We start from the raw sequence: 23,364 nt of genomic DNA on the forward strand, positions 1-23,364 counted from the left end.
CTAATTTTTTTGGATTTTTAATGCGGGCCGCACCATCGGGTGATGCGGCCGTTATTAATTTTTATCTGTAAATAACGAAGTGGCCTACAAATTCCCTGCCCTCAGCATCGCCAAGCTTAATCAGGTACCAGTAGTCGCCCGAAGGCATTTCGCTTCCTTCATATCTACAATCCCATGACTGGCCTTGTCTCAGTGTAGCAAGTTTTCTTCCGTAACGGTCAAAGATGTCTGTATTGATGTTAGGGTAGTTTTGCGTGTTACCCGGAGCCCAGGTGTCGTTATTTCCGTTTCCTTCAGGAGAAACAACGTCCGGTATGATGATATCTATAAATATAACATCTATAGCAACCGTCAGTTCACATCCCCTGCTGTCTCTTACCGTTACAGTATATGTTCCGCTCGCCTCGTATGTGAATGTGTTTTTAGTACCCATATCGCCATCGTTAAGCGCATACGTGTAAGGGCCTTTACCTCCTGTTACCGTAGCAGTAAACCTGTTAAGTCCGCTAGGCGAAAGTGATAGTGCCAGTGCCGGAACACTTTCTATAGTAAAGTCTACGGTATCAGAACATCCTGATGTGTGCAGTACTTCAACAGTATAAGCACCATCTTCAAGGTTAGTGAACACATTAGAAGCCTGTGGAGCCTGAGTTCCCGCAGGGCCTTCCAGCGTATACGTAAGGTCAGATGTATTAATGCCTCCTGTAGTTGTTATAGTAACTTCATTAAAGACTGTGTCGCTATCACAATGATAAACTACATTTGCTGTTGCATTGATATCCAGTGGCGCTGCCAGCGGAACATCTAACGTTGTGATACAGCCTTTTGCATCCCTTACGTAGATAGTGTATATTACACCACCGTCAAGATTAGCAAACAGTAACTGGTCGTTTACAAACGGCCCATTAGCATCAAGGCTTGTGGCATAAGGTGCCGAACCTCCTGTTATGCTGATTTCTATAGCACCGTTATCATCGTTAACACATACTTCTTCAAGAACCTCTTCTACCGTGATTACGATAGCATCAGGCTGGCCTACTGTTGCCTGAACTTCTTCATAGCATCCGTAAGCATCTTCTACCCTAATGGTATATGTGCCTGCCGCAAGGTTGTTGAATACAGGGTTAGTAACCATTACATAATCCGGAGAGATACCATATTTAAGAGCACCTGTTCCACCTGTTGCAGAAGCCGTTATGCTTCCGTTAGCTTCGCCATTACACTTAGCGTCTACAGCTGTAGCTGTTGGCACGATTGCAGGGCGTGGCTGAACGGTAAACGTTAACGCTTTCTCACAACCATTCTGGTGTCTTACCGTTACTGTATATGTACCAGGTAAAAGGTCGAATGTATTGTTTGCAGCAAAAGTATCCTGAACACCAGGTATCCTGTACTCCACATTTTGAACAACAGGGTTAAGCAGTACCGTTACCGTATTTACAGGAACGTTGTTGTTACAGCTTAGAGTTGTCTGGATGTAAGGGTTAAGGTTAACACCTTTCTCTACAACAACTGTTGTTTTAAAGTAACAGCCCCTTGCATCTCTTACAAATACATCATATGTTCCTCCAAATAATCCTGAGTAGGTAAACACATCCTGCTGGAAGTTGATTGGAGAGTTGATTGCTGTAGAATATGGCGCTGTTCCTCCTGCCGGTGTAATGGTAATTGTACCATTGTGTGAATTCACACAAACCTCAGGAGTAGACGTAGCCGTAGCACTTAGTGCCACTGCCGGTTCGTCTATTATAACATCTGTTACAGATACGACACAACCCATTGCATCTTTAACCCATACTTTATAGGTTCCTGCAAGAAGGTTGTTGAATGTATTTACCGGACCATATATTGGCGTTGGCCAGATGTTCCATGTAAGTGCATACTGCAATTGTCCTGTTCCTCCTGTTGCGCCAACCTGAATAGAACCGGAGTTCTGTCCGTGGCATGCTACCGGAGTTACCGTAATAGTTGCCGCAGAAACTACAATAGGTATTATAGGGTATACCTCGAAGTTTAATAGCGACTCACAACCATTGCTGTGAAGCACTCTTATCTCATGCTGTGCCGGCGACGGAGTAAGTCCTGTTGCCACAATAACATTAGAGCTCTGAAGTGCGCCGTCAAGGTAATATGTTACACTTGATGCAACCGCAGGGTTAACGCTTACTGTTATGGTAGCCGTGTCACAAACCTGTGCAACATTTATTGAAGCCATAAGGTCAAATCCTGGGGCGATAGTCTGCGATGGTGCTGTAAACGTACATCCGTTTGCGTCTATCACTTCAACTGTATACGTACCGTCTGCCAGTGTATTGAACACGATAGGTGCAGATGAAGCTGCGCTGTAAGCACCTCCATTAATTCTTGCACGGTATGGTGCAGTACCGTCTGTAGGCGTTACTGTAATAGTACCGTCGTTTGCATTAATACATATCTCATCGGTATGTGTTGCCGTAGCAGCAAGTGCAGCAGCTGGTTGGCCTACAGTTATTGTTGTTGATGCAAGTTCACAACCCAACTCATCTTTTGCATTGATGATGTAATCACCCTGCGCAAGACCTGTAAAGGTATTTGATGCCTGGTAAGCACTGTAAACTAATGGAAGTGCATTAGCATCTGCAATTGCATATTCTAATGTTCCTGTTCCGCCTGTAACGGTTACAGCAGCTGTTCCTGTAGCATCACCAAAACAAAGCACATCTGTCTCACTTGTACCCGCCGCAACGATTGGGATAACCGGAGCTACCGTAAACGGAAGCTGTGGAGAACTACATGTATTTGTGTGTACTACTGTTATATTATGCGTAGTTGGGGTCAGTCCGTTTGCAACAATTACATTTGACGGCTGAAGTACGCCATCAAGGTAATACGTAACATTTGCCGCTTCGGCAGGGTTAACAGTAACCGTAATTGTTGTTTCGTCACAAACCTGTACGGCATCTATAGAAACCATAAGGTCTACACCAGGGGCAATTGTCTGATCTGGTGCTGTAACTGTACATCCGTTTGCATCCCTTACATCAATAGTATACGTACCATCGGCAAGGTTGCTGATAACAATTGGTGCCGGTGCCGGTGCAGTAAACCCACCACCGTTAATGCTTACCTCATAAGGACCTGTACCATCTGTAGGCGTTACTGTAATAGTACCGTCGTTTGCATTGATACATATCTCATCGGTATGCGCAGCCGTGGCAGTAAGTGCCGCAGCTGGCTGACCAACAGTTATTGTTGTTGATGCAAGCTCACACCCCAATTCATCTGTAACATTGATGATGTAATCACCAAAGGCAAGACCTGTAAAGGTATTTGATGTTTGGTAAGCGCTGTAAACTAATGGAAGTGCATTAGCATCTGCAATGGCAAATTCTAACGTTCCTGTTCCGCCAGTAACGGTTACAGTAGCTGTTCCTGTAGCATCACCAAAACAAAGTACATCAGTCTGGCTTGTTCCTCCTGCCACAATTGGGATAACCGGCGCAACAGTAAAGTTGAACGAAGCACTGCATGTATTTGTGTGTGTTACTGTTATTGTATGGTTACCCGGAGTCAAGCTGTTTGCAACAATTACATTTGACGGCTGAAGTACGCCATCAAGGTAATACGTAACATTTGCCGCTTCGGCAGGGTTAACAGTAACCGTAATTGTTGTTTCGTCACAAACCTGTACGGCATCAATAGAAGCCATAAGGTCTACACCCGGAGCAATTGTCTGATCTGGTGCTGTAAATGTACAGCCGTTTGCATCTCTTACCTCGATAGTATATGTACCATCGGCAAGAGCTGTAAAGTCAAACGGACCGGCATCCGGTGCAGTAAATCCAGTTCCATTAAGGTTTACCTCATAAGGGCCCGTACCATCTGCAGGGGTTACGGTAATAGTACCATCGTTTGCATTGATACATATCTCATCGGTGTGTGTCACTGTAGCTGTTAAAGCTGCAGCAGGTTCGGTGATTGTGTGTGTTAATACGACCTCGCAGCTAATATCATCTGTTATCATGATGCTGTAGTTACCTACAGTAAGCCCACCAAACACTCCTGTTGTCTGAGGCGTACCGTAAGCTAACGGAAGTACATCTGCATCTGCAATAGCATACTGAAGTGTTCCTGTGCCACCATTAGCAGTTACAGTAATTTCTCCTGTGAGATCGGCGTGGCAAAGTACGTTTACAACATCTGTTATATTGGCCGTTATAGGGTCATGAACATCTATAGTAAATGGTTCTTCCTGTATACATGTTAATCCTGTTGCCGGTACTATATGTCTTGCATAAGCAATATAGTTACCCGGTGCAAGGCTGACATTTGTAAACACATTAGACGACTGGTATGCACCAGCATTAACTGCATCTATGGCATACATAACATTAGCAGTGTCTACAGTTCCCTCGATACTTATTGTTATATCACTATTTGGCGCGTTAGCTACACATGTTGGCGTAACGACTACCTGTGGATCCATGTTTACACCCGGTAATATCGGTGCTGATATAGGAGGTGAAAGGAAACATTCATTTTGGTCTTTTACATAAATGGTAGTTAAACCTGAATCAAGTCCTGTAAGAAGGTAAGATGTTGGCAATCCTACACCCGGAGAAGGTACCGGAGTAAAGTTGATATTATCTGTACTTATTACATACGTACCTGTACCACCTATTATGGTAACCTCTATCGTAGCATCACCTTCACCAAGACAGGTTTCATCTGTTACTTTTACAATTTGAGCAGTAATAGGATCAGGCATTTTAACTTCAAGCTCAAGAAGCTCAAAACATCCGTTCTCATCCTGAACAATAACATCATAAATACCTGATTCCAGATCAGTCCAATAGTGAACAGTATCAAACTGCTGCAGGGTTTGAGGTGGTGTTGCATCACGCAATGCTATTGCGTACTGTATAACACCTGTACCTCCTGTACCTGTAACGCTGATTGTACCATTAACATCTCCAAAACAAACAATATCTGTAACAACAGACGAAACCTGAAGTGGAGTTGGTTCGGTTATAACAATAGGTGCTGATGTAGTATTACAATCGCCACTGTCTACGCGAACATAATATGTACCTATTGCAAGGTTTAAGAATGTTCCGTCTGTCGTAGCAGTCCCAATAGGGTTTGATGCACCATCTAATAACTGGTACTGGTAGTTGCCCAGACCTCCTATTGCATCGGCTATGATTGCAGCATTGCTTCCGCCGGAGCAGCTAACCTCTGCAGCTGTAAGATCAAGGTTAAGATCTAACGCTGGCACTGCAAGTATCTCTACCTGGTTTGTTAAAACTGTCTCACAGTTTGCAGCATCTACTATTGTATATTCATACACTCCTGCATTCAGGCCTGTTATAAGTACAGGTGTAGCAGTAGTAAACGGAGCGCTGTATGTAGTACCACCGTCTGCACTGTATCGGTAAGGTTGTGTACCTCCCGTAGCAGATAAGCTCAATTCTCCTGTAGTAGTACAGGTTAACGACTTAACCATAGAAAGGTTACCCTGTAGTGCATCCGGTTGTGTAACCGTTACAGTAGCCGTAGTAAATGAACAGCTCCAGTTGTCGGTAACCGTAATGCTATATGTACCTGCACCAAGATTATCAAATGCGTTACTTACCTGTAAGCCCGTTGTGTCTACTATAGTAGTACCAGCAGCGTCGTAAGTGTTAAGTACATATTCATAAATACCCTGTCCTCCTGATGCGTTAGCAGATACAGTAGAAGTAGTATCGCCATTACAAACAAGTACCGAAGGCACTGCTGTAATTGTACCTGTTATAAGCGGAACTACAGGAAGGTTAACCGGGAAAGCCGCTGTTGTACATCCGCTTGAATCTCTTGCTGTAACGGTATAATCTCCTGCTGTAAGACCTGAGAATATATTGTTAGGATCAAATGCCTGAATTGTAGTTCCTGTTGTAGTATTTACAAGTTCATACTCATAATCGCCCCATCCGCCATCGGCTTCAGCAATAATTTCTCCCATGTTAAGGGCACATGTTACACTTCCTGTTTGAGAAGCAGTAACTGTAAGCGCTTCGGCAGGCGAAGCCACCGTGATGATATTTGTATCTGTAGAACAGAATGGGCTGTCTTCTGAATTAACTGTTACAAATAGGTTACCCGCAGGTAAGCCACTAATTACAAGTGGTGTGCCAGCCATTACCGGAACGGTTACCTGACGTATAGGCGTAGCATTTCCAACCTCGTATACGTCATAGGTATATGTATCGGTATAGTTAGCTATATCTATTGTAACAGTACCTGTAGCGCTTCCGAAACAGTCTACCTGTGTAGACGCTGTAGCTTCTGCCTCTATAAGCTGGTACTCAAGAATTTCATCAGCCGTTACTGTACGCGTACAATGGGTTACATTGTCGGTAACCATAAAGGTATAAGTTCCGGGCTCGGTAATTGGGAAATCCTGTGTTTGATTAACAGCACCCAATCCAGGAGCGTGTGATGGCCCTGAAGGCAGCATCTCAAAAGTGTAATCTCCTGAACCCCCGTCTATCTCTACCGTGATTGTACCAGCATTAGCACAATCAAGCGGTGTTGTAAGATCTGCCGTAGGCGTTATCATTACAGGAAGCGGTTGTAAAGTTACCGTAGCCTGAGTTGTACAGCCGTGGTCATCTTTAACGTCAATCGTTATGGGTTGGGCAACTCCTGTATCAGCCACTTCAAAAGTAGCTTCAGACTGGTAGTTGGCACCACCGTCTATACTATAAAAATATGGGCCGGTACCATCTGTAGCCGTTACTGTAATTGTAGAAACTGTCACATCATTATCGGCATCACACTCAAATGGTGTTGCAGAAGCAGAAGCAAGCAGTTCGTCTGGCTGGTCAATAATTATTCCTGTAATAGGAAGTGTACATCCTTTACCAGATGCTACGGTAACCGTGTATGTTCCTGCCTCAAGGCTTTCGAACACCGGAGTAGTTTGTATTACCGGTGTAACTACCGTACTGTTTGTCAATGTACCTGTTAAGGTATATTCGTAAGGTATATCTGTATTGCCTGCACCTAATGTTACAGTTATAGTACCATTGTCGCCTCCAAAACAGCTAACATCTGTAGCAGCTGCCGTAGTAGTTGTAGGGTCTATGGCAATAGGCTGCTCAAGTGATACTGCCACCTGTGCAGTACAATATGGCGCTGTACCTGTAACATCTGTTATGGTAACAACGAAATCACCATACGGAAGTCCTGTAAATGTACCTGATGGCTGCTGAGCTACTGTAGCATCTCCCGAAAGTGAATACCTGTAATTAACAGATCCCGAACCACCTGCACCTACTGCCACGATAGTACCGTCGCTGTTACCACATGTTGGCTGGTCTCCCGGTTCTGCAGTTACTTCTACCGGAGGGTAGATCGTTACCGCAGGAGCATCAAAAGTACATCCGTTACCATCTTTAATAGTTACGATATAAGTTCCTGAAATAAGTCCCATATATTGGAATGAATCAGGTTGAGATTCAAAAGCACTGCTTGTCGTTCCGTCATTAATGCTGTAAGTATATGGTCCGACATTGCCAGTAGCAGCAATTCTTGACACATTTATTACAAACTGGCCTTCCGTAGGATTACACTCTACATCTACAGCAGCTGCAACCTGAGGTGAAACATCTGTAGGAAGTAGTACAGCAGGGCTTGGTTTAATACAGCCATTTGCATCTTTAACATAAACTATATATGTTATTCCACCCTCTGCATTAAATACAGGAGAAGAAACACCTGCCCATGTCGCTGCCGTAGGAGCAGGAGCTGTACTTGCTAATAATTGATACTCATACGGTGATGTACCAAATTGAGCTGAACCTTCTATAATACCGGCATTAGTTCCACAGTTATCATTTTTAGTTACCGATGCAGATGCAACAACTGTTGTACCTGACTGGCTGATCTGGAAAGAAGCCGAAGCTTTAGAACAACCCACATTAGGGCCGTCTAACTCTGTAAATGAAATGTAATAATTACCTGGATCCAGCGAGCCAAAATTGTTTACCGTTACCGGACCTGACGTAAGGCCTGTAACTGTAACAGGCGAGCCAATAGGTGTATTGGTTTGTTCTGCAAAAATCTGATATCTTACAGATGTGCCTCCATAACCATTATATGTAAACGAAACGCTTCCGTCTCCCGTGCCTACACCCGCAGGATAAACAATAGGACAGGTTACATTGTGAGGAGTTGTAGTTACTGTAAGATTTGTTGGTGTAACATTTTGAATCAGTACAGAACCAAAACTATAACAATCTGTAGTACTGTCATATACTACAAAAGTATATTCTACACCCGGAGTCAAATTAGTGAATACTTTTGTATCTGTTGACGGGGCATCCGGCGGATAGAACGCCGATGAGAATGGCTCTGAAGACTGGTCAAAAATACCAAATGTATATGTTGCACTTGGTACAGAAGCATTTACTTTAACCGAAACTGTTCCTCCCGTTGCACAGTCTGTAGAAAGAACCGTAGGCGTAATTGTAAGCACACCCGGAGGAGATGCCATAATAACAGTCTCGGTATAACTACATCCTTTATCATCTATTACCTCTACATAATAGATACCGAAACTTAGGATTGTAAATGCGTATGGCGTTGAACCATCAACAGTTGTAGGCGTAGATTCATTAAAGGTAAAATTATTACTTACCTTGTATGTATAAGAGCCCGAACCTCCTGATGCTGCTGATATCGTAATAGAACCTGCAGAAATATTATTTGTTATATCATTCGGATCTACAATACACTGAATGTCCATTTTGGTCACTGTTGCTGTAACAGGAGTTCCCGGATTAATAACCGTAGTAACATCTGTAAAACAGCCATTAGCGTCAGTAAGGCGCACAGTATAATTACCCGCAGGCAGTCCTGATGTTTGGGTTCCAAAAGACGCTGTAGGTGCATCTGTCTTATTTACTGAAGTTACAAAAGGACCTGCACCAAACGCCGTATTTACATTTACTGTTATGGCTCCTGTACTTGTTCCAAAACATATAACATCTGTTGGTGTCAATGTAAATGACGGTGGTGTTATTGGCGCAATTGTAATGGTGTTGCTTTCTACCACACAACTATTGGCCGCAGTAATCCTGAATTTATATGTGCCTGCCGCAGCAGCACTATAATTTATTACTGTTCCATTTGCAGGCGTTAATGCTGTTAAAGCGCCATAGGAGCCTCCGTTAACAGAAACCTGATACTGGTAATTTAATGTCCCTCCACCTACTGTTACTTTAATTTGTGCGTTTGGTGAAGCTGTACAATCTAGCCCTTTTACAAATGTTGCCGTAGCCGTAAGCTGTGGTGCTATGCTTACTGTAGTAGTTACTGAATCTTCACAGCCGTTTGCATCTTTTACCGTGATTGTATGCGTACCTGTACCCAGTGGGCTAAAGGTAGCCGTAGTAGATGCAGTTGGAGCGCCATAAGAACCGTTGTCCAGCTTGTACTGGAATGGTGCCATTCCCGTTGCTGTAGTAATAGTAACCGTAACCGAAGTAGGCGTCGCATCTATACAGTAGTCTCCACCTGCTGATAAGTTAAGCTCAGGAGCTACAGCCGACGACATTGTAAAGGTACGTGTAATGCTGCAGCCTTTAGAATCTGTAATTACAACTGTATAGCTGCCTGCAGCAAGGTTGTTAAATGTACCTGTAGTATTAGAAGCTGCTGCTGTTGCAGGAAGTGTAATCGCATAAGTATAACCTCCCCATCCGCCTGTAGCAGCTATTACTACGCTTCCCGGCGTGTTACATGTAGCATCTGTTGGGTTTGGTGTTGCAGCAAGTGCGCTTGGCGGTGCTGCAATAGTTACTGTTTCAAAATCGGTACATCCTGTAGACGGGCTTGTAACCGTAACAGTGTAAGTGCCCGCAGCAAGGTTATTAATAACTACAGCCGCGCCAGATGTTATGCCGTTGCCCGCAGGAACAGTCGTTGGTCCACCCGTAACGGTATAGTTATAACTTGGCGTATAATTAGCCGGAGTAAATGTAAGTGATCCGTCAGATGCTCCAAAACATTTTACATCGGCAACCTTAGATGCCGTTAGCGAAATTTTTACAGCCGGATTAACAGTATATGTCTTAACTGTTGTATTAGTACATCCTTTAGCATCTGTTACGTTAAAAGTATATGTTCCGGGAGCAAGCCCTGCAAATATACCGTCAGTATTTGATGCCACTGCCGATGCAGGAGCCGTTATCTCGTAAGTATATGGCGACTGCCCTCCTACTGCCGTTGCAGTAACAGTTGTTGTGGCATTAGTACAAGTTACAGGACCTGAGTTTGTAAACGTTATGTTTGTTACCGGTGCAGGCGCTGTAATAGTTACCGAGGATGATGTTCCTGTACAACCGTTAACATCTTTTACAGTAATGGTATAAGTACCGGCTGTAAGGCCTGTAAATACTTTAGACCCTGTAAATGTTGTACCGTTTATACTATACTCATATGGCGCTGTACCTCCTGTAGGCACGCCTGTTATTTCTATAGTCGCTGTTGTTAAACAAGTATAGTCTTGTGTTTTAACAGGTGCAGGAACAATAATTGGGTTGGGTTGACCTATTGTAAAATCATACGGATATCTACACGTTGTTGTAGTTCCTGTTTGTATAACATTTACTTTATAATTACCCGGCGCAAGATTCGGGAAAATACCTGTACTGTTTGTCGCAATAACAACATTTGCACTATTAAGCAATTCATATGTTATCCCCGTTCCCGTAGCACTAACAGTAATCTTACCGTTGTTTATACCACTACACGTTGCATCTACTTTAGAACTTGTAACCGTAGGAGTAATAGTGCTTATCGTAACAGGATTAGATAATGTAACACAGCCATTAGCATCTGTGCTGGCAAAAACATACGTTCCTGCATTTGTTACATAATAGGTTTCCTCTGGTAAATAATCTCCAGGAGCCGGGTTTTGCAATACACCGTTTATGCTGTGAATAGCATAAGAGTAAGGTGCTTTACCTCCTGACGCCGCTAATTTTATAATTCCAGGATCGCAATTAATACTCTGCTGTACAGATGCTCCTAACGTAATGTTACTGTAATCAAGTATGGTTGTAGTGCTTTCATAAAGACAGCCATCCTGTGTTGTCACCTTAACATCATACGTTCCCGGATTAAGCCCTGAGAAAAGCAGGTTGTTATCAAAGTAAGGCCCGTGGGTAATAGTAACACCAGTAGTGGTATTTGTTACAGAGAAGGTATATTGCGGGTCTACATTATAAGCCTGTATCCTTATGCTGCCGTTTAAATTACAGGTTTTGTTTACTGTAATTACATTAGCAGAGATCGGCCTGTTTAAAATGGTAATATCTTTTACTGTAAATGTACAGCCAAAAGGGACACCCATCTGTTTCATCTCTATAGTGTAGGCACCCTGCGCCATAATTGGGAATACAGGGTTTGTATTTGGATAATCTACTAATACTGCACCTGTTGTCTGATTGATAAGCCTTATTTGGTAATCTGCCGAAGCGTTTACAACTTTAATTTCACCGTTTGAGGTACATACAATGTCCTTGCTTGAAATTAAAGGGTCAAAGTTATTTTTATATACATTGAAATAAAAATAAATAGGACACGCACCGGTACCGTTTGGATCATAATAGATACGATATTCACCAGCCTGTGTAACGGTATAGTTAGGCCCTGTAAACATATCTGTCCAGTTTGACGCAGGACATGCATTATGAGGACAGTTTGCAGGTACCGTGTTACAGGCAGTATTAAGCCTCTGCCATTTTACTGTACCAGAGTTAATGCCAGTAGGTATGTATTTTGAATCGTTACTGCCACACAAAAATATTTTAGGCAGCATGATACCATTATTAGGACATTGCACTGTTTCGTTAGCAACAGGTATAACAGGATTTGTCATGCTGTTATTAATGAAATCATTTACCGTAATGTTTTCTGTAATAGGAACAATACATGGTGCTATGGGAGTAGCCGTGTAATAATATTCTCCTGGAGTAACCGCTGTATAATCCTTAGTTGTTGCTAATGGCAAATCACCGTTAGGTGTTTTTAAGTACCATTGGTATGTACCGTAGCCATTTGCACCTTTAAGCAATACAGACCCGTTACAAATAACCTCTGTACGGGCATAAACGCATGCGCTTACATCTACTAAAAAGTTTGCAGGACCGTCTATAGGAATACCACATGACGTTTGTCCGGCAGCACTAGGGTCTTCAGAGATAACATTAGTATTTATAACACCTGCATAAGTAGCATACGCAAGGTTTTTTATAAGGTTAGAGCAGGCATCTGTAAGTTCGTTACAGCTTTCGGCAACCTTTACACGCAGCTTTATAGTATGCGGTACAGAAAGCTCGTCTTTTTGAACAAGGCTATTCGCGATGGTAAATGTTACCGTACGGGTCGCTGGGTTATATACATAACTTCCTTGTGCTGCTGTAATGTCACCCATATCTACCGATACAAATGTTGTATTTGCCGGAAGTATATCTTTTATAGTAAAGTTCTTAGCATCGTCGTTACCAATGTTATCAAAGGTAATTATATAATCAAGCGTTGAATTTAAGGTTACATTTTGTCCGGATATATCGGTACCGGCAGTATTTCTAACCGTTTTTACGAGCTTAATATTAGGTTCAATAATATCTACTGCAAAAGTGGCAAGAAAGGCACCATAGGTGTCATTTGATGTAGTAAGTTTTAGCGAAGCACCTGTCTCACTGTTTTTGATAATGTCTTTACTACCATTTGCAAGTGTTATCAAATCCAGGTCAAAACCTAATGTGTTACTACTATTAGGCACCCTGGATGTAACGGGTGTATTATTGTTTGTTATAGAACCATTAAAAAAGTTATTAGTAGGATTTAAGGAGTTAGTCCCACCGCCTACATTAGTATAGTTTGCTGTAAGGTTTCCTTTTACCTCAAGTTTATCGCCTTTAATATTAATATCTCCCTCAAGTGCTCCAACGCCTAGTTTTACGTTTACCGGCAGGTCAAAAGGAAGCGTTACAAATCCATTAACATTGATAGTAGCAGTTGTGGTTCCCGAAACCCCTGCATAACCATCAAATGTAGAGATGAATTTACTTGGCATTGTAGGATTTTCAAAGATAACTACCATTACCCATCCTGCGGAAGACGACCCTACCCTTCTTCCTCTTGCTGCCCTAAGATTAGCAAAAGTATATGTTCCGTTAGGATCTGCAAGTCCCTGCACCATGCTTGTTACATTTTTGTAACAAATTATAGGAGCATTTTTATAGGACTGGTTTAATGGTCCGGTACTTTTTCCATCAAAGATTATATTATCTGCTGTAATATTTGTGTAAGCAGCTGCCCCCGGCAATTTATATTTTACCTGGTTATAATCGCTGTGCCTTGTTGCGTCTGAAGCTGTCCATTCGGCATCTTTATTTGTGCTTCTTTCATACGGATAGGCCGAAGCCCAGTATAAACCGGCATAGACTACCTTAGTACAGCTCCCTGTTAATGCCAGGTCGGCACTACTGGAACTAAAGGTATTGGGATCATTATCAATATCAATATATTCCATATTGAAGTCGTTGTTATCCGACCCTCCATTATAAGGGGTATTTGCCTCTGCAGGGATTCCGATAGTTGCCTTGTTAAGCATGTTGTTACCTACAAAGACAACGTCTCCCTTAACCTTTATGTTACCACCTTGTAGCCTAGGGGCAAACGCAGGGGGTACGGGTGTTTGGGCAACTGCAGATAAACAAGACAGCAGTAATCCCAGGAGGATTACAATTCTAAACTTGTAAAATTTGATGTAGTGCATTGGGTTTTTGGTGTTTAATTGATGTTCTTGGTATGTATTTATTAATTGGTATTGATGCTCATGATCCATATAGAGTCAAAGTAAGTGTTGTCTACATTAGAATAATAAGATATCAGTGCCTCCCTCCATGTGGTGTGTTTTTTTAAGTACACGTAACTGTATCCGTTCTTGTGGAATGCTACCGGTTTAAGGCCTCTTTCTGTCATTTTGGCTACAAACTTGTCTGCGTTAGCCTGTTCAGAATATACACCGGCAATAATATAGTAGCCCGCATCCATTCCTTCTACAGAAAGCCTTTTCACCCTGCTTATAGCTTCGCGGGGCTTAGATGTTTTCTCCGAATAAAACTCCTTGATATCCTCTTCAGTTTTTAAAGCCTCCGGCTTAACATCTTTAGGCAGCTCATCAACAATCGTTTCCGGTCTTGGTTGTAATTCTGTTTCATTTTGTAAGGTTTTAGGTTTTGTGTTAGATGTATTATTATTTGTTATTTCTTCTTCAAGTTCGGGGTTAGGATTATTGTCTACATGCACTATGTAAACATTTTTCTCCTTGCCTGATGCCCGTTTTTTCTCTGCTGCATTTGCGGCATCGGTAAACGATTTGTGTTTTTCTATTTTTACGGTTTTGTCACCTTCTTTTGCATTAATGTCTTTAGAAACTACATAATAACCATCGGGTGCATGCTTAAGATCTTCCAGCGTTACCGGCTTATCTACCTTTTTATTCTGCCTTATATTTTTAAGTTCTACCGGTTTATTTTCGGTAGCATTTTCTTTTGCCTGTTTTTCCTGCTTAGCATATTCCTTAAGGTTTTTTACCTTTTCGGCAAATGCCGCCTTTTTAATCTTGGCAATAGAGTCTTCTTTTTGTAATGCTTCTACAAGATATGCGCTCTCAGGATCAAGGTCCAGTTTTAGTTTTTCAAGCTCGCCTTTGCTGTCAAATTCTGCTTCTTCTGCAGCCTTTTCCGCTGCCGCTTTTTCTGCTGCCACCCTTGCCGCCTTTTCTGCTTTAGTTTCTTTTTTAAGGCTATCTTTTTTAAGGTCTTTCGCACTTATGCTGTCATTGGCAGTAAGGCTGTCTTTTGGTTTTAGCTCATCCAGCAGATTGTCTTCGGCCTTAAGGCTGTCTTTTGCTTTTTCTTCGGCCTCTTTTTTCTGTGCCTCTTTTTTAGCCAGATTCCTGTCTTTAAAAGAGAACACCATGGTCACCTCGTGTGTAGGCCCCAGGTTAACAAGGCCTTCTTTTGTTGTTCTTTCAAACGTATAGCCTAGCGAGAGCCTTTTTGTAAAATGGAAACCCGCCCCTATCGCAATTCCGTAATAATCATCTGTACCTGTTTGCAGCCAGCCTATCCTCGGGAAGTTTACCAATAGCGAACCACCCAGACCAAAGCCGTACTGCTCACTCGTCCTTCCGCGCAGCATAAGCCTGAACTCACTGTCCTGGAAAAGGTCTTTAAGGCTGGTCATCTGGTGGGTATAGGCTAAGTGCCCCGAAAACGATTTGTTTGTAAATTCCTTTGCCATCTTATTCGACTTAAAGTCGTAATCAATAAGGTTCTCTGCATAAAAACCAAGGTCAAACTGCTTATACTCCACGTTTATACCCGGATGTATGCTGAGCAGCGAATTGTTTCTTAATGACATGATAAGCGGATCAGGCTCGCCTGTAATAGCACGTTCCTTATTCACCCCACTATTGTAATAGGCAAAGTTAAAACCCAGTGTAACATCAAACTTCTGCTTGATCTTTACATTATATGCATAGTTTGCAAGGCCGCCAAAACTGCTTATAACACCTATATTCTGCTGATAGATGCCAAAACCGAAACCTGCCCTTTCAGACAGTTTACCTGTATAGGAAAGCATGTAGACTTTTGGCGAGTCGTCATACTGCACCCATTGGTTGCGGTGGTACATCACGATATATGTGTTATCTTCTCTCACAAACGAAAATGCAGGGTTTAGCAAAAACCTGTTAAACTTAATATTGTTTTGTGGCGGCGGGCTAAAGGTTAACACAGGAGCATCCTGCGCCCTTAGTCCGTTAAGAGTGGTAATAACAACCAGTAGAAGTAATAAAATGTATTTTTTTATCATACGCCTTACTTCACAATTGTTATAGATCCTCTCTTAGTGATCACGTTCTTCTCCATTATTGTATAATAGTACACAGGGTCTTTTCTTGACCATGTAAAATCAGATTCAGGCCAGTTATTATTATAATGCGATGCCCTGAAAACTATCGCTCCGGTGGGCGAATAAATCACCACCTCTGTATCATCATTTAAATATTTAAGCGGCAGTGCCCATGTGTCGTTTACACCATCATTGTTTGGTGTAATGATATTAGGTATTGCCAGTACTTTATTTTCTACTATGGTTACAATAAATTCTCTTGTAACTTCACAGTCGCCCGCTTTACCTACCATTGTATATACACCAGGCTCTGTAACTTTTATGTTGTCATCAATAGATATTTCTTTGCCATCCTTATACCATGTATAGCTTTCTGCACCACTTGCAGTAACGATTATACTGGTACCTTCAGGCAGATCTACAGCCGTGCTAACGCTAATTGTTACCTGATCCATATCGTACGGCTCCAGCGTAACTGTGTTTGATGCTATAGTACATCCGTTATAAACTACCGATAAATAATAACTGCCCGACTGCGATACAACAACCGTTGGCTGCGTTGCGCCGGCAATTGCTGCCCCGTTGCGGAACCATGTGTATTGATAAGCCGGATTTACTGCATCGCTAAACAGTGTAACTTCTGTACCATCGGCACAAAAAACACCTTCTTTTTGTATGGTTACACTTGCCGCAAAAGCAATCTCTATAGCGAGGCCGTTTGACGTAACGATACCGAAGCCCGGTATGTTAACCTCAAGCGAGTAGATGCCTGTTTGCGTTGCCACATAAGTAACATTTGTAGCACCCGGTATAATAGCACCGTCCATATACCACTGGTAACCGTAACCAAAGTTGTTGCCTATAAGGTTTACAATACCATCGTTAGTAACCGCTTTAAACTCTGTAATAAACAAGTTAGTTTGTGTGCTTACACAGCTTGTATAATCCTGTGCACCTATGGTAAGTGCAAAACCTGATGGGTTGGCCAGATCAAACACTATCTCTTTAGACATTACACAATCCTGGGTTTGCGTAACGACTACTTTATATTCTCCTGCAAGTGTGGCTATAAGTGTAGGCGATGTAGCGCCCGGAATAAGAACCCCATTCCTGTACCATGCATAGGTAGGCTGAAGCGCAGTTGTACTCACGCCTAATTGCGTGGTATCTCCCGGAATTATGATGTCAGATAATGGGCTTGTTGCCGTAAGGCTAAAGTCGCTCATCTGGATCGTAAGCGTGTTAGATGTAGTTGTACAGCTTCCGCTGGTAACTTTTACATTGTAGCTTCCAGGCTCGCTTGCAGTGTACTGCGGACTGTTGCCGGAGCTTACCACGACGCCGTCTTTGTACCAGGCATAAGTAAATGAAGCATCGGTAACGCTGCTGCTAAACACTACCTGAGAACTTGAATCGCACAGCGCACCCGCCGACGTTATGGTTACTGTACCGATACCAAGGTTTACAACGACATTATTAGAAACTGCGTTAGGGAAACCCGGTATTGTTGCCTCTACCCTGTAAGCACCATTTTGCGACTGGCTGTTAAGTACCAGCGTTGCTCCGGTTGCTCCTGGAACGGCTACATTGTCTTTATACCACTGATACTGGTAACCTGCAGTAAGAACATTTATATTTCCGTTTTGTGCAAGTGCTACAAAGCTGGATACGCTAAGCGTTACACTTGTACTTGTGCATGCCGTGTATGATGGTCCTGCCGCAGCCGAAATCTGGAAACCTGTTGGGTAGGTAAGTGTAAATATTTTTTCCTGAGTAGCAGGACATCCTGATGTTTGTGTTACTACAACTTTATATGTTCCGTCCTGTGTTGCTGTAAGTGATGCAGAAGTTTCAGATAACAGCACAACGTTCCTGTACCATTGGTATACAGGCGCTACGGCACTTGTAGTAACTGCGAGTACCTTTGTTCCGCCCGGCAGTATAACATCGGCAGCTGCATTTGTACTGCTTACCGTTATTGCAGCAACAGCCACATTAAGTATGTTAGATTGTGTAGTACATGTACCTGCTGTTACCACAACATAATAGGCGCCGGCGCTGTCTGCTGTAAAAGTAGACGCAGTTGCATTAGCCAGTGGCGAAGCATTTTTATACCATTGATAAGTAAAAGACGCACCTGTTATATTTGACGATAACACAACTGTAGAACCGTCGCAAAGGTCTCCGTTTTGTGTAGCTGTAACCCCACCCGATGGTATTGCAATGTTAACCACAACGGCATTTGATGTTACTATTCCAAAATCAGGTATTGTAGCTATTAACGTGTAACTGCCCGACTGTGCCGCATCATTAAGCAGTAATGTAGCCGATGTAGCGCCTGTTAGCGGTACGCTGTTTTTGTACCATTGGTATGAGTATCCTAACGAAGATACATCTACACTACCCGATTGCGTTATTGCAGTAAAGCTTGAAATGCTTAGTGTTACCGGGGTAACGCCGCAAGGCGAATAGCCTGAATTGGCAGCAACTGCAAGCGAAAAAGATGTAGGGTATACTAAGGTGAATGTTCTTTCTTCAGCAATTGTACAGCCGGCCGTTTGTGTTACCACTACTTTATACATACCGTCTTGTGTGGCGGTAATGGATGCTGTAGTATCGGTGATCGGAAGGTTGTTCCTGTACCATTGGTATGTTGGCGAGACAGCATCTGTAGTAACCGAAATTACTTTAGTCTGACCCGGCAGGATAACATCGGTAACAGGATTATTGCTGTTTACCGTTATGATAGCATTTTGAAGATTGACCGTGTTAGACTGCGATGTACATGTACCGGCAGTAACAATAAGATAATAGGTGCCCGAATTTCCTGTTGTAAACGATGATGTATTAGCACCTGCCAGCTGAACGCCGTCTTTATACCACTGATATGTATATGCTGCATCTGTAATTGAAGATGAAAGCACTACAGTAGCGTTATCGCAAAGCGGGCCATTGCTGCTTATAACAACTGCACCCACAGGAAGCGTAAGGTTTACCGTGACAGTATTGCTGTTTACCGGGGCAAAATCAGGTATTGTTGCCGTTACTTTATATACCCCGTTTTGAGAAGGATTGTTAAGCGTTAATGTATTTCCTGCAGCACCGGGTACAGCTGTAACTCCCTTATACCACTGAATTGGATAGTTCAATGCCGAGGCGTCTACGTTGCCCGATGGTGTTACCGCCATAAAGCTGGTTACCGTAAGTGTTGCAGTACTGCTAACACAAGAGGTATAGGCAGCATTGGCAGCAACTGTAATGATGAATGAAGACGGGTATTGCAGGGTAAATGTAACTTCTTCTGAAGCGGCACAGCCTGATGTCTGGGTTACCACCACTTTGTAAACACCATCCTGGGTTGCAGTATACGTAGGCGTAGTTGCAGAAAGCAGCATATTGTTCCTGTACCACGCATAAGATGGCGCAACCGCATCTGTAGTAACGCTTAATATTTTATTTTGTCCAGGCAGGATAATATCCAGCGCAGGGTTTGTAGTATTTACACTTATAGATGCCGCCTGAAGGTGTATCGTGTTAGACTGCATTGTACATGTTCCGCCCGAAACGATAAGGTAGTAATCGCCTTCGGTATTGGCTGTTAGTGTTGGTGAGGTTTCACCTGTAAGGGCTATAGTATTTTTATACCATTGATAGGCGTACCCCGCATTGCTCACGTTTGCAGTTAATACTACCGATGAGCCTTCGCAGAATGCTGCCGTGTTTGTAATAACTATAGATTCAACCGCAAGGTTTATCGTTACATTGTTAGATACTATGGTTCCAAAATCAGGCACTGCAGCTTCAAGCCTGTAAGTTCCGTTTTGGGCAGCACTGTTTATTATAAATGAAGCAGATGTTGCTCCCGGTACGGCCACGTTGTTCCTGAACCACTGATAGGTATATCCCATGTTAGAAGCATCTACCGTGCCTGTAGGTACTGTAGCAGTAAATGTAATTTTGCTTACTGTAGCTATAGTGCTGCTACATGAGCTATAGGCCGAATCTGCCGCAATAGCAAGGTTAAATGCCGATGGGTAGTTTAATACAAAAGTAGTCTCAGCCGTAGCGTTGCAGCCTGCAGTTTGTGTTACTATAACTTTGTATGTACCGCTTTGTGTTGCCGCTAAGGTTGCAGTCGTTGTAGACAGTAGTACATTATTCCTGTACCAGGCATACGCAGGCGAAGCTGCGTTTGTAGTAACTGTTATATTTTTTGTCTGTCCAGGGAAGATAATATCGGAAGCCGGAACGTTTACCGATATATTTACCGCTGCTACCTGAATCTGGAGTGTATTAGATTGCGTTGTACAGGCAGCACCTGTAACCCTAACGTAATAATCGCCTGCGGTATTTACCGTTAGCGAGGCTGTGGTTTCTCCTGTAATTGCCGTGCCGTTCCTAAACCACTGATAGGTATATGCTGCGCTGTTTACATTTGCAGTAAGCGCAACAGTAGACCCTGTACAAAGGCTCGTACTGCCGCTTATGGTTATGGCCTCCATAGCCAGGTTAACCGTCACATTATTAGAAGTAACCGGCGGAAAATCAGGTACTGTTGACACCAGCTTATAAACGCCATTTTGCGATGAGCTGTTAAGCGTTAGCGTTGCCGACGTTGCCCCTGCAATTGCCACATTGTTCCTGTACCATTGGTAGGCATAGCCCATATTTGCAACGTTTATATTGCCGTTAGAGGTCTGCGCTTCAAAACTTGTTACAGACAGTGTTGCGGTTGTGCTTGTACACGATGTATATCCTGCATTTGCAGCAATGGCAAGCGTAAATCCTGTTGGGTAATTTAAAGTAAAGGTAGTTTCGGCAGTGGCGTTGCAGCCTACGGTTTGTGTTACAACCACTTTGTAAACACCATCCAGTGTAGCCGAAAGCGATGGCCCTGTTTGCGATAGTGCAACGTTATTTCTGTACCATACATACTGAGGCCCCTGTGCGGTTGTTGTTACTGTAAGTGTTTTGGTCTGTCCCGGAATGATAACATCTGTAGCTGGAGATGTTGAACTGACAGTAACGGATTCTATAGAAATATTTATTGTATTAGACTGTACCGTGCAGCTTCCCAGTGTTACCCTTAAATAATAATTCCCAGGTTGGTCTGCAGCAAGTGTAGGTGTAGAAATTGCAGGAATCATTGTGCCGTCTTTATACCACTGATAGGTAAAAGCAGCATTAGTTACGCTTGATGTAAGCGCTGCAATAGCACCTTCGCAAATACTTGTAGGCCCGGATATAGTTACAGTACCCGGAGAAAGATTTACCGCTACTGCATTAGACGTTATCTCACCAAAATTTGGAATGGTAACTTTAAGCACATAGCTTCCGTTATCTGCAGCACTGTTAATAGCGAATGATGTAGATGTTGCCCCAGATACAGCCATATTGTTTTTATACCACTGGTAGCCATATCCATAATTATTGCCTAATATACTTGTAACAGCCGCCCCCTTTACAGCATCAAACTGCGAAATGCTAAGCGTTGAAGAAGTACTCACACACGACTGATAGCCCGAAGCTGCCTGTATAGCCAGGTTAAAACTATCGGGGTACAGCAATGTAATCGTTACCTCTTTAGTTATATTACATGGAGCAAGCTCGTTTACCACCACTTTATACACTCCTGCCTGTGTGGCATTATAAGTTGCCTGCGTTGCACCCGCTATAGATGCACCATCTTTATACCATTGATATGTTGGGTTCGCAGCATCATTAATTGCCGTTAACGGAATCGTTTGCCCCGGTATTATAAGCGTTGGTACAGACGGATCAGGATCAAGGTTAAAATCTACATCTTCGAGTTCGATATCGTTAGTCTCAAAAACACAGCCACCACCTAGTATCCTTAGGTGGTAAAGTCCAGACTGGTTTGCAGTATAAGAAGGAGCTGTAGCTCCGGGAATAACGACATTGTTACGGTACCATACATACGTAAAGTTAGCCTGCTGCGTATCGGTGGTTAAGATCTTAGTGCCACCCGGGCAAAGGTTATTATTACCATCGTTTGTAGTTATATGCGGTGTTAAGATAGTTTGTATGTTAACCTGGACCGCATTAGAATATGATGTATAATCGGGAGTACATGCACCATAATATGTTTTTACGTAATAACTCCCCGATTCTGAAACAGTAAGCGACGGCCCTGTCTGCTCCGGAATCTCAACATAGTTTTTATACCACCTGTAAACCAGGAACGGATAATATGCCGGTGATGATGGCGATGTAGGATTGTCTATAGTTAATACATAAGAAGTACCTGAACAGATGTTTACCTCCCCCTGGCTGTTATTTATAGAATATATTGTTGTTTGTGGTGCATAATACGCCGGAAAAGGATTGCTTTCAAGGCCTGTAACAGCAGGATTTGTACTCCTTACCCTGATTTTATAACCTTCTCCCGCAGTTGTTACAGGCAAACTAAAGCTGCCGTTAAGGTTATTGCCTGCCGCAATAGTTAGTGTATTTACAATTGTAGGCGATGCCCAGCTGCCTGTAGGGCCCGAAAGCTCTACTATAAACTGGTTATTGGCCTGAAAAGAGGCTACTGGCGCGGCAGAAAATTTAAATGGAAATGTATTGAAGCTTTGCTTGGCACATGCCTGGGTAAAAGTATAGGTAGGCTTCGTGATGCTTTGGGCATAGCCGCACAGGCTATAGCAAAGCCATAAGCAAAAGCTAAAAATTAAATAAAGTGATTTTAAATCCTTTCTCATTTACCCATTTGATATTAGCACGAATATCTGCTTTACAGAATAAACGTATGTAAACAAATTCTTAACAAAAATTAAATTCGACAAAATGAAATAAAAATACGACCAACTCACTTTTGATATTCAAATTATAAATATTTTTCTGATGAAATTTTACAATTTAATTAACAAAGTATAATTTTTCAATTGTTATATTTATAACACTTTTTGACGAAATAACGTTAAAAATTCATTTTTTGATTATTTTTGTTATATTTTATATTTTGCGTTTTTTAGCTGAAAAACGTTAATTTATCTAATTATTAATTATACAAATCCCCGTATATTCACCTACTTTTTTACAAAAAATAAAGCAATTTTGCCATATATAACACTTACGTAAGAAGTAGTTTGTAAGTTTCCTACAGAATTGATTTTGATAGGAAAATCCTTTATTTTCAAGGTATTACACTATAAAAAAAAATGCTGCATTTGATCAATCAGGGGGACTAACTGAAAGATATTGCCTACAATTCAATATTAAATGTACAAGAAAATTCCGAATAATTAATTATTGGTACTTTTTTAAGTGCAACTCTACACCTCAAAAGTTATTGCATAACTACTTCTAAAAATTGTTGATAACTATTTTAATAGCTATTGTTTTATTAATATTTTAAATATTTTAAAATTTGCATCGTGTTCTACA

General features: G+C 42.3%; 3 protein-coding genes. All 3 read right to left on the reverse strand.

The annotated features are described in order from the left end of the window. Window positions 1-61: 61 nt before the first annotated feature. From R1T16_RS03620 to R1T16_RS03630, 3 genes are read right to left on the reverse strand one after another with little or no spacing between them, the layout of a single operon-like run. Window positions 62-13,813 carry a T9SS type B sorting domain-containing protein gene (locus R1T16_RS03620; protein WP_317499711.1) on the reverse strand — a complete coding sequence of 4,584 codons (13,752 nt, stop codon included), beginning with the start codon at window positions 13,811-13,813 and terminating at the stop codon, window positions 62-64. Window positions 13,814-13,854: 41 nt separating this feature from the next. After that, complete coding sequence (locus R1T16_RS03625) at window positions 13,855-15,918, reverse strand: PorP/SprF family type IX secretion system membrane protein (RefSeq protein ID WP_317499712.1); 2,064 nt, start codon at window positions 15,916-15,918, stop codon at window positions 13,855-13,857. A gap of 5 nt (window positions 15,919-15,923) precedes the next feature. Then, window positions 15,924-22,679 carry a gliding motility-associated C-terminal domain-containing protein gene (locus R1T16_RS03630; RefSeq protein WP_317499713.1) on the reverse strand — a complete coding sequence of 2,252 codons (6,756 nt, stop codon included), beginning with the start codon at window positions 22,677-22,679 and terminating at the stop codon, window positions 15,924-15,926. Between the last annotated feature and the right edge of the window lie 685 nt (window positions 22,680-23,364).

It is taken from the genome of Flavobacterium sp. DG1-102-2 (assembly GCF_033042555.1).
GTDB lineage: Bacteria > Bacteroidota > Bacteroidia > Flavobacteriales > Flavobacteriaceae > Flavobacterium.

Bases quoted from the DNA above. Each gene is read 5' to 3' on its own strand.
- R1T16_RS03625 (WP_317499712.1), bottom strand. From the start codon at position 15,918: ATGATAAAAAAATACATTTTATTACTTCTACTGGTTGTTATTACCACT.
- R1T16_RS03620 (WP_317499711.1), bottom strand. From the start codon at position 13,813: ATGCACTACATCAAATTTTACAAGTTTAGAATTGTAATCCTCCTGGGA.
- R1T16_RS03630 (WP_317499713.1), bottom strand. From the start codon at position 22,679: ATGAGAAAGGATTTAAAATCACTTTATTTAATTTTTAGCTTTTGCTTA.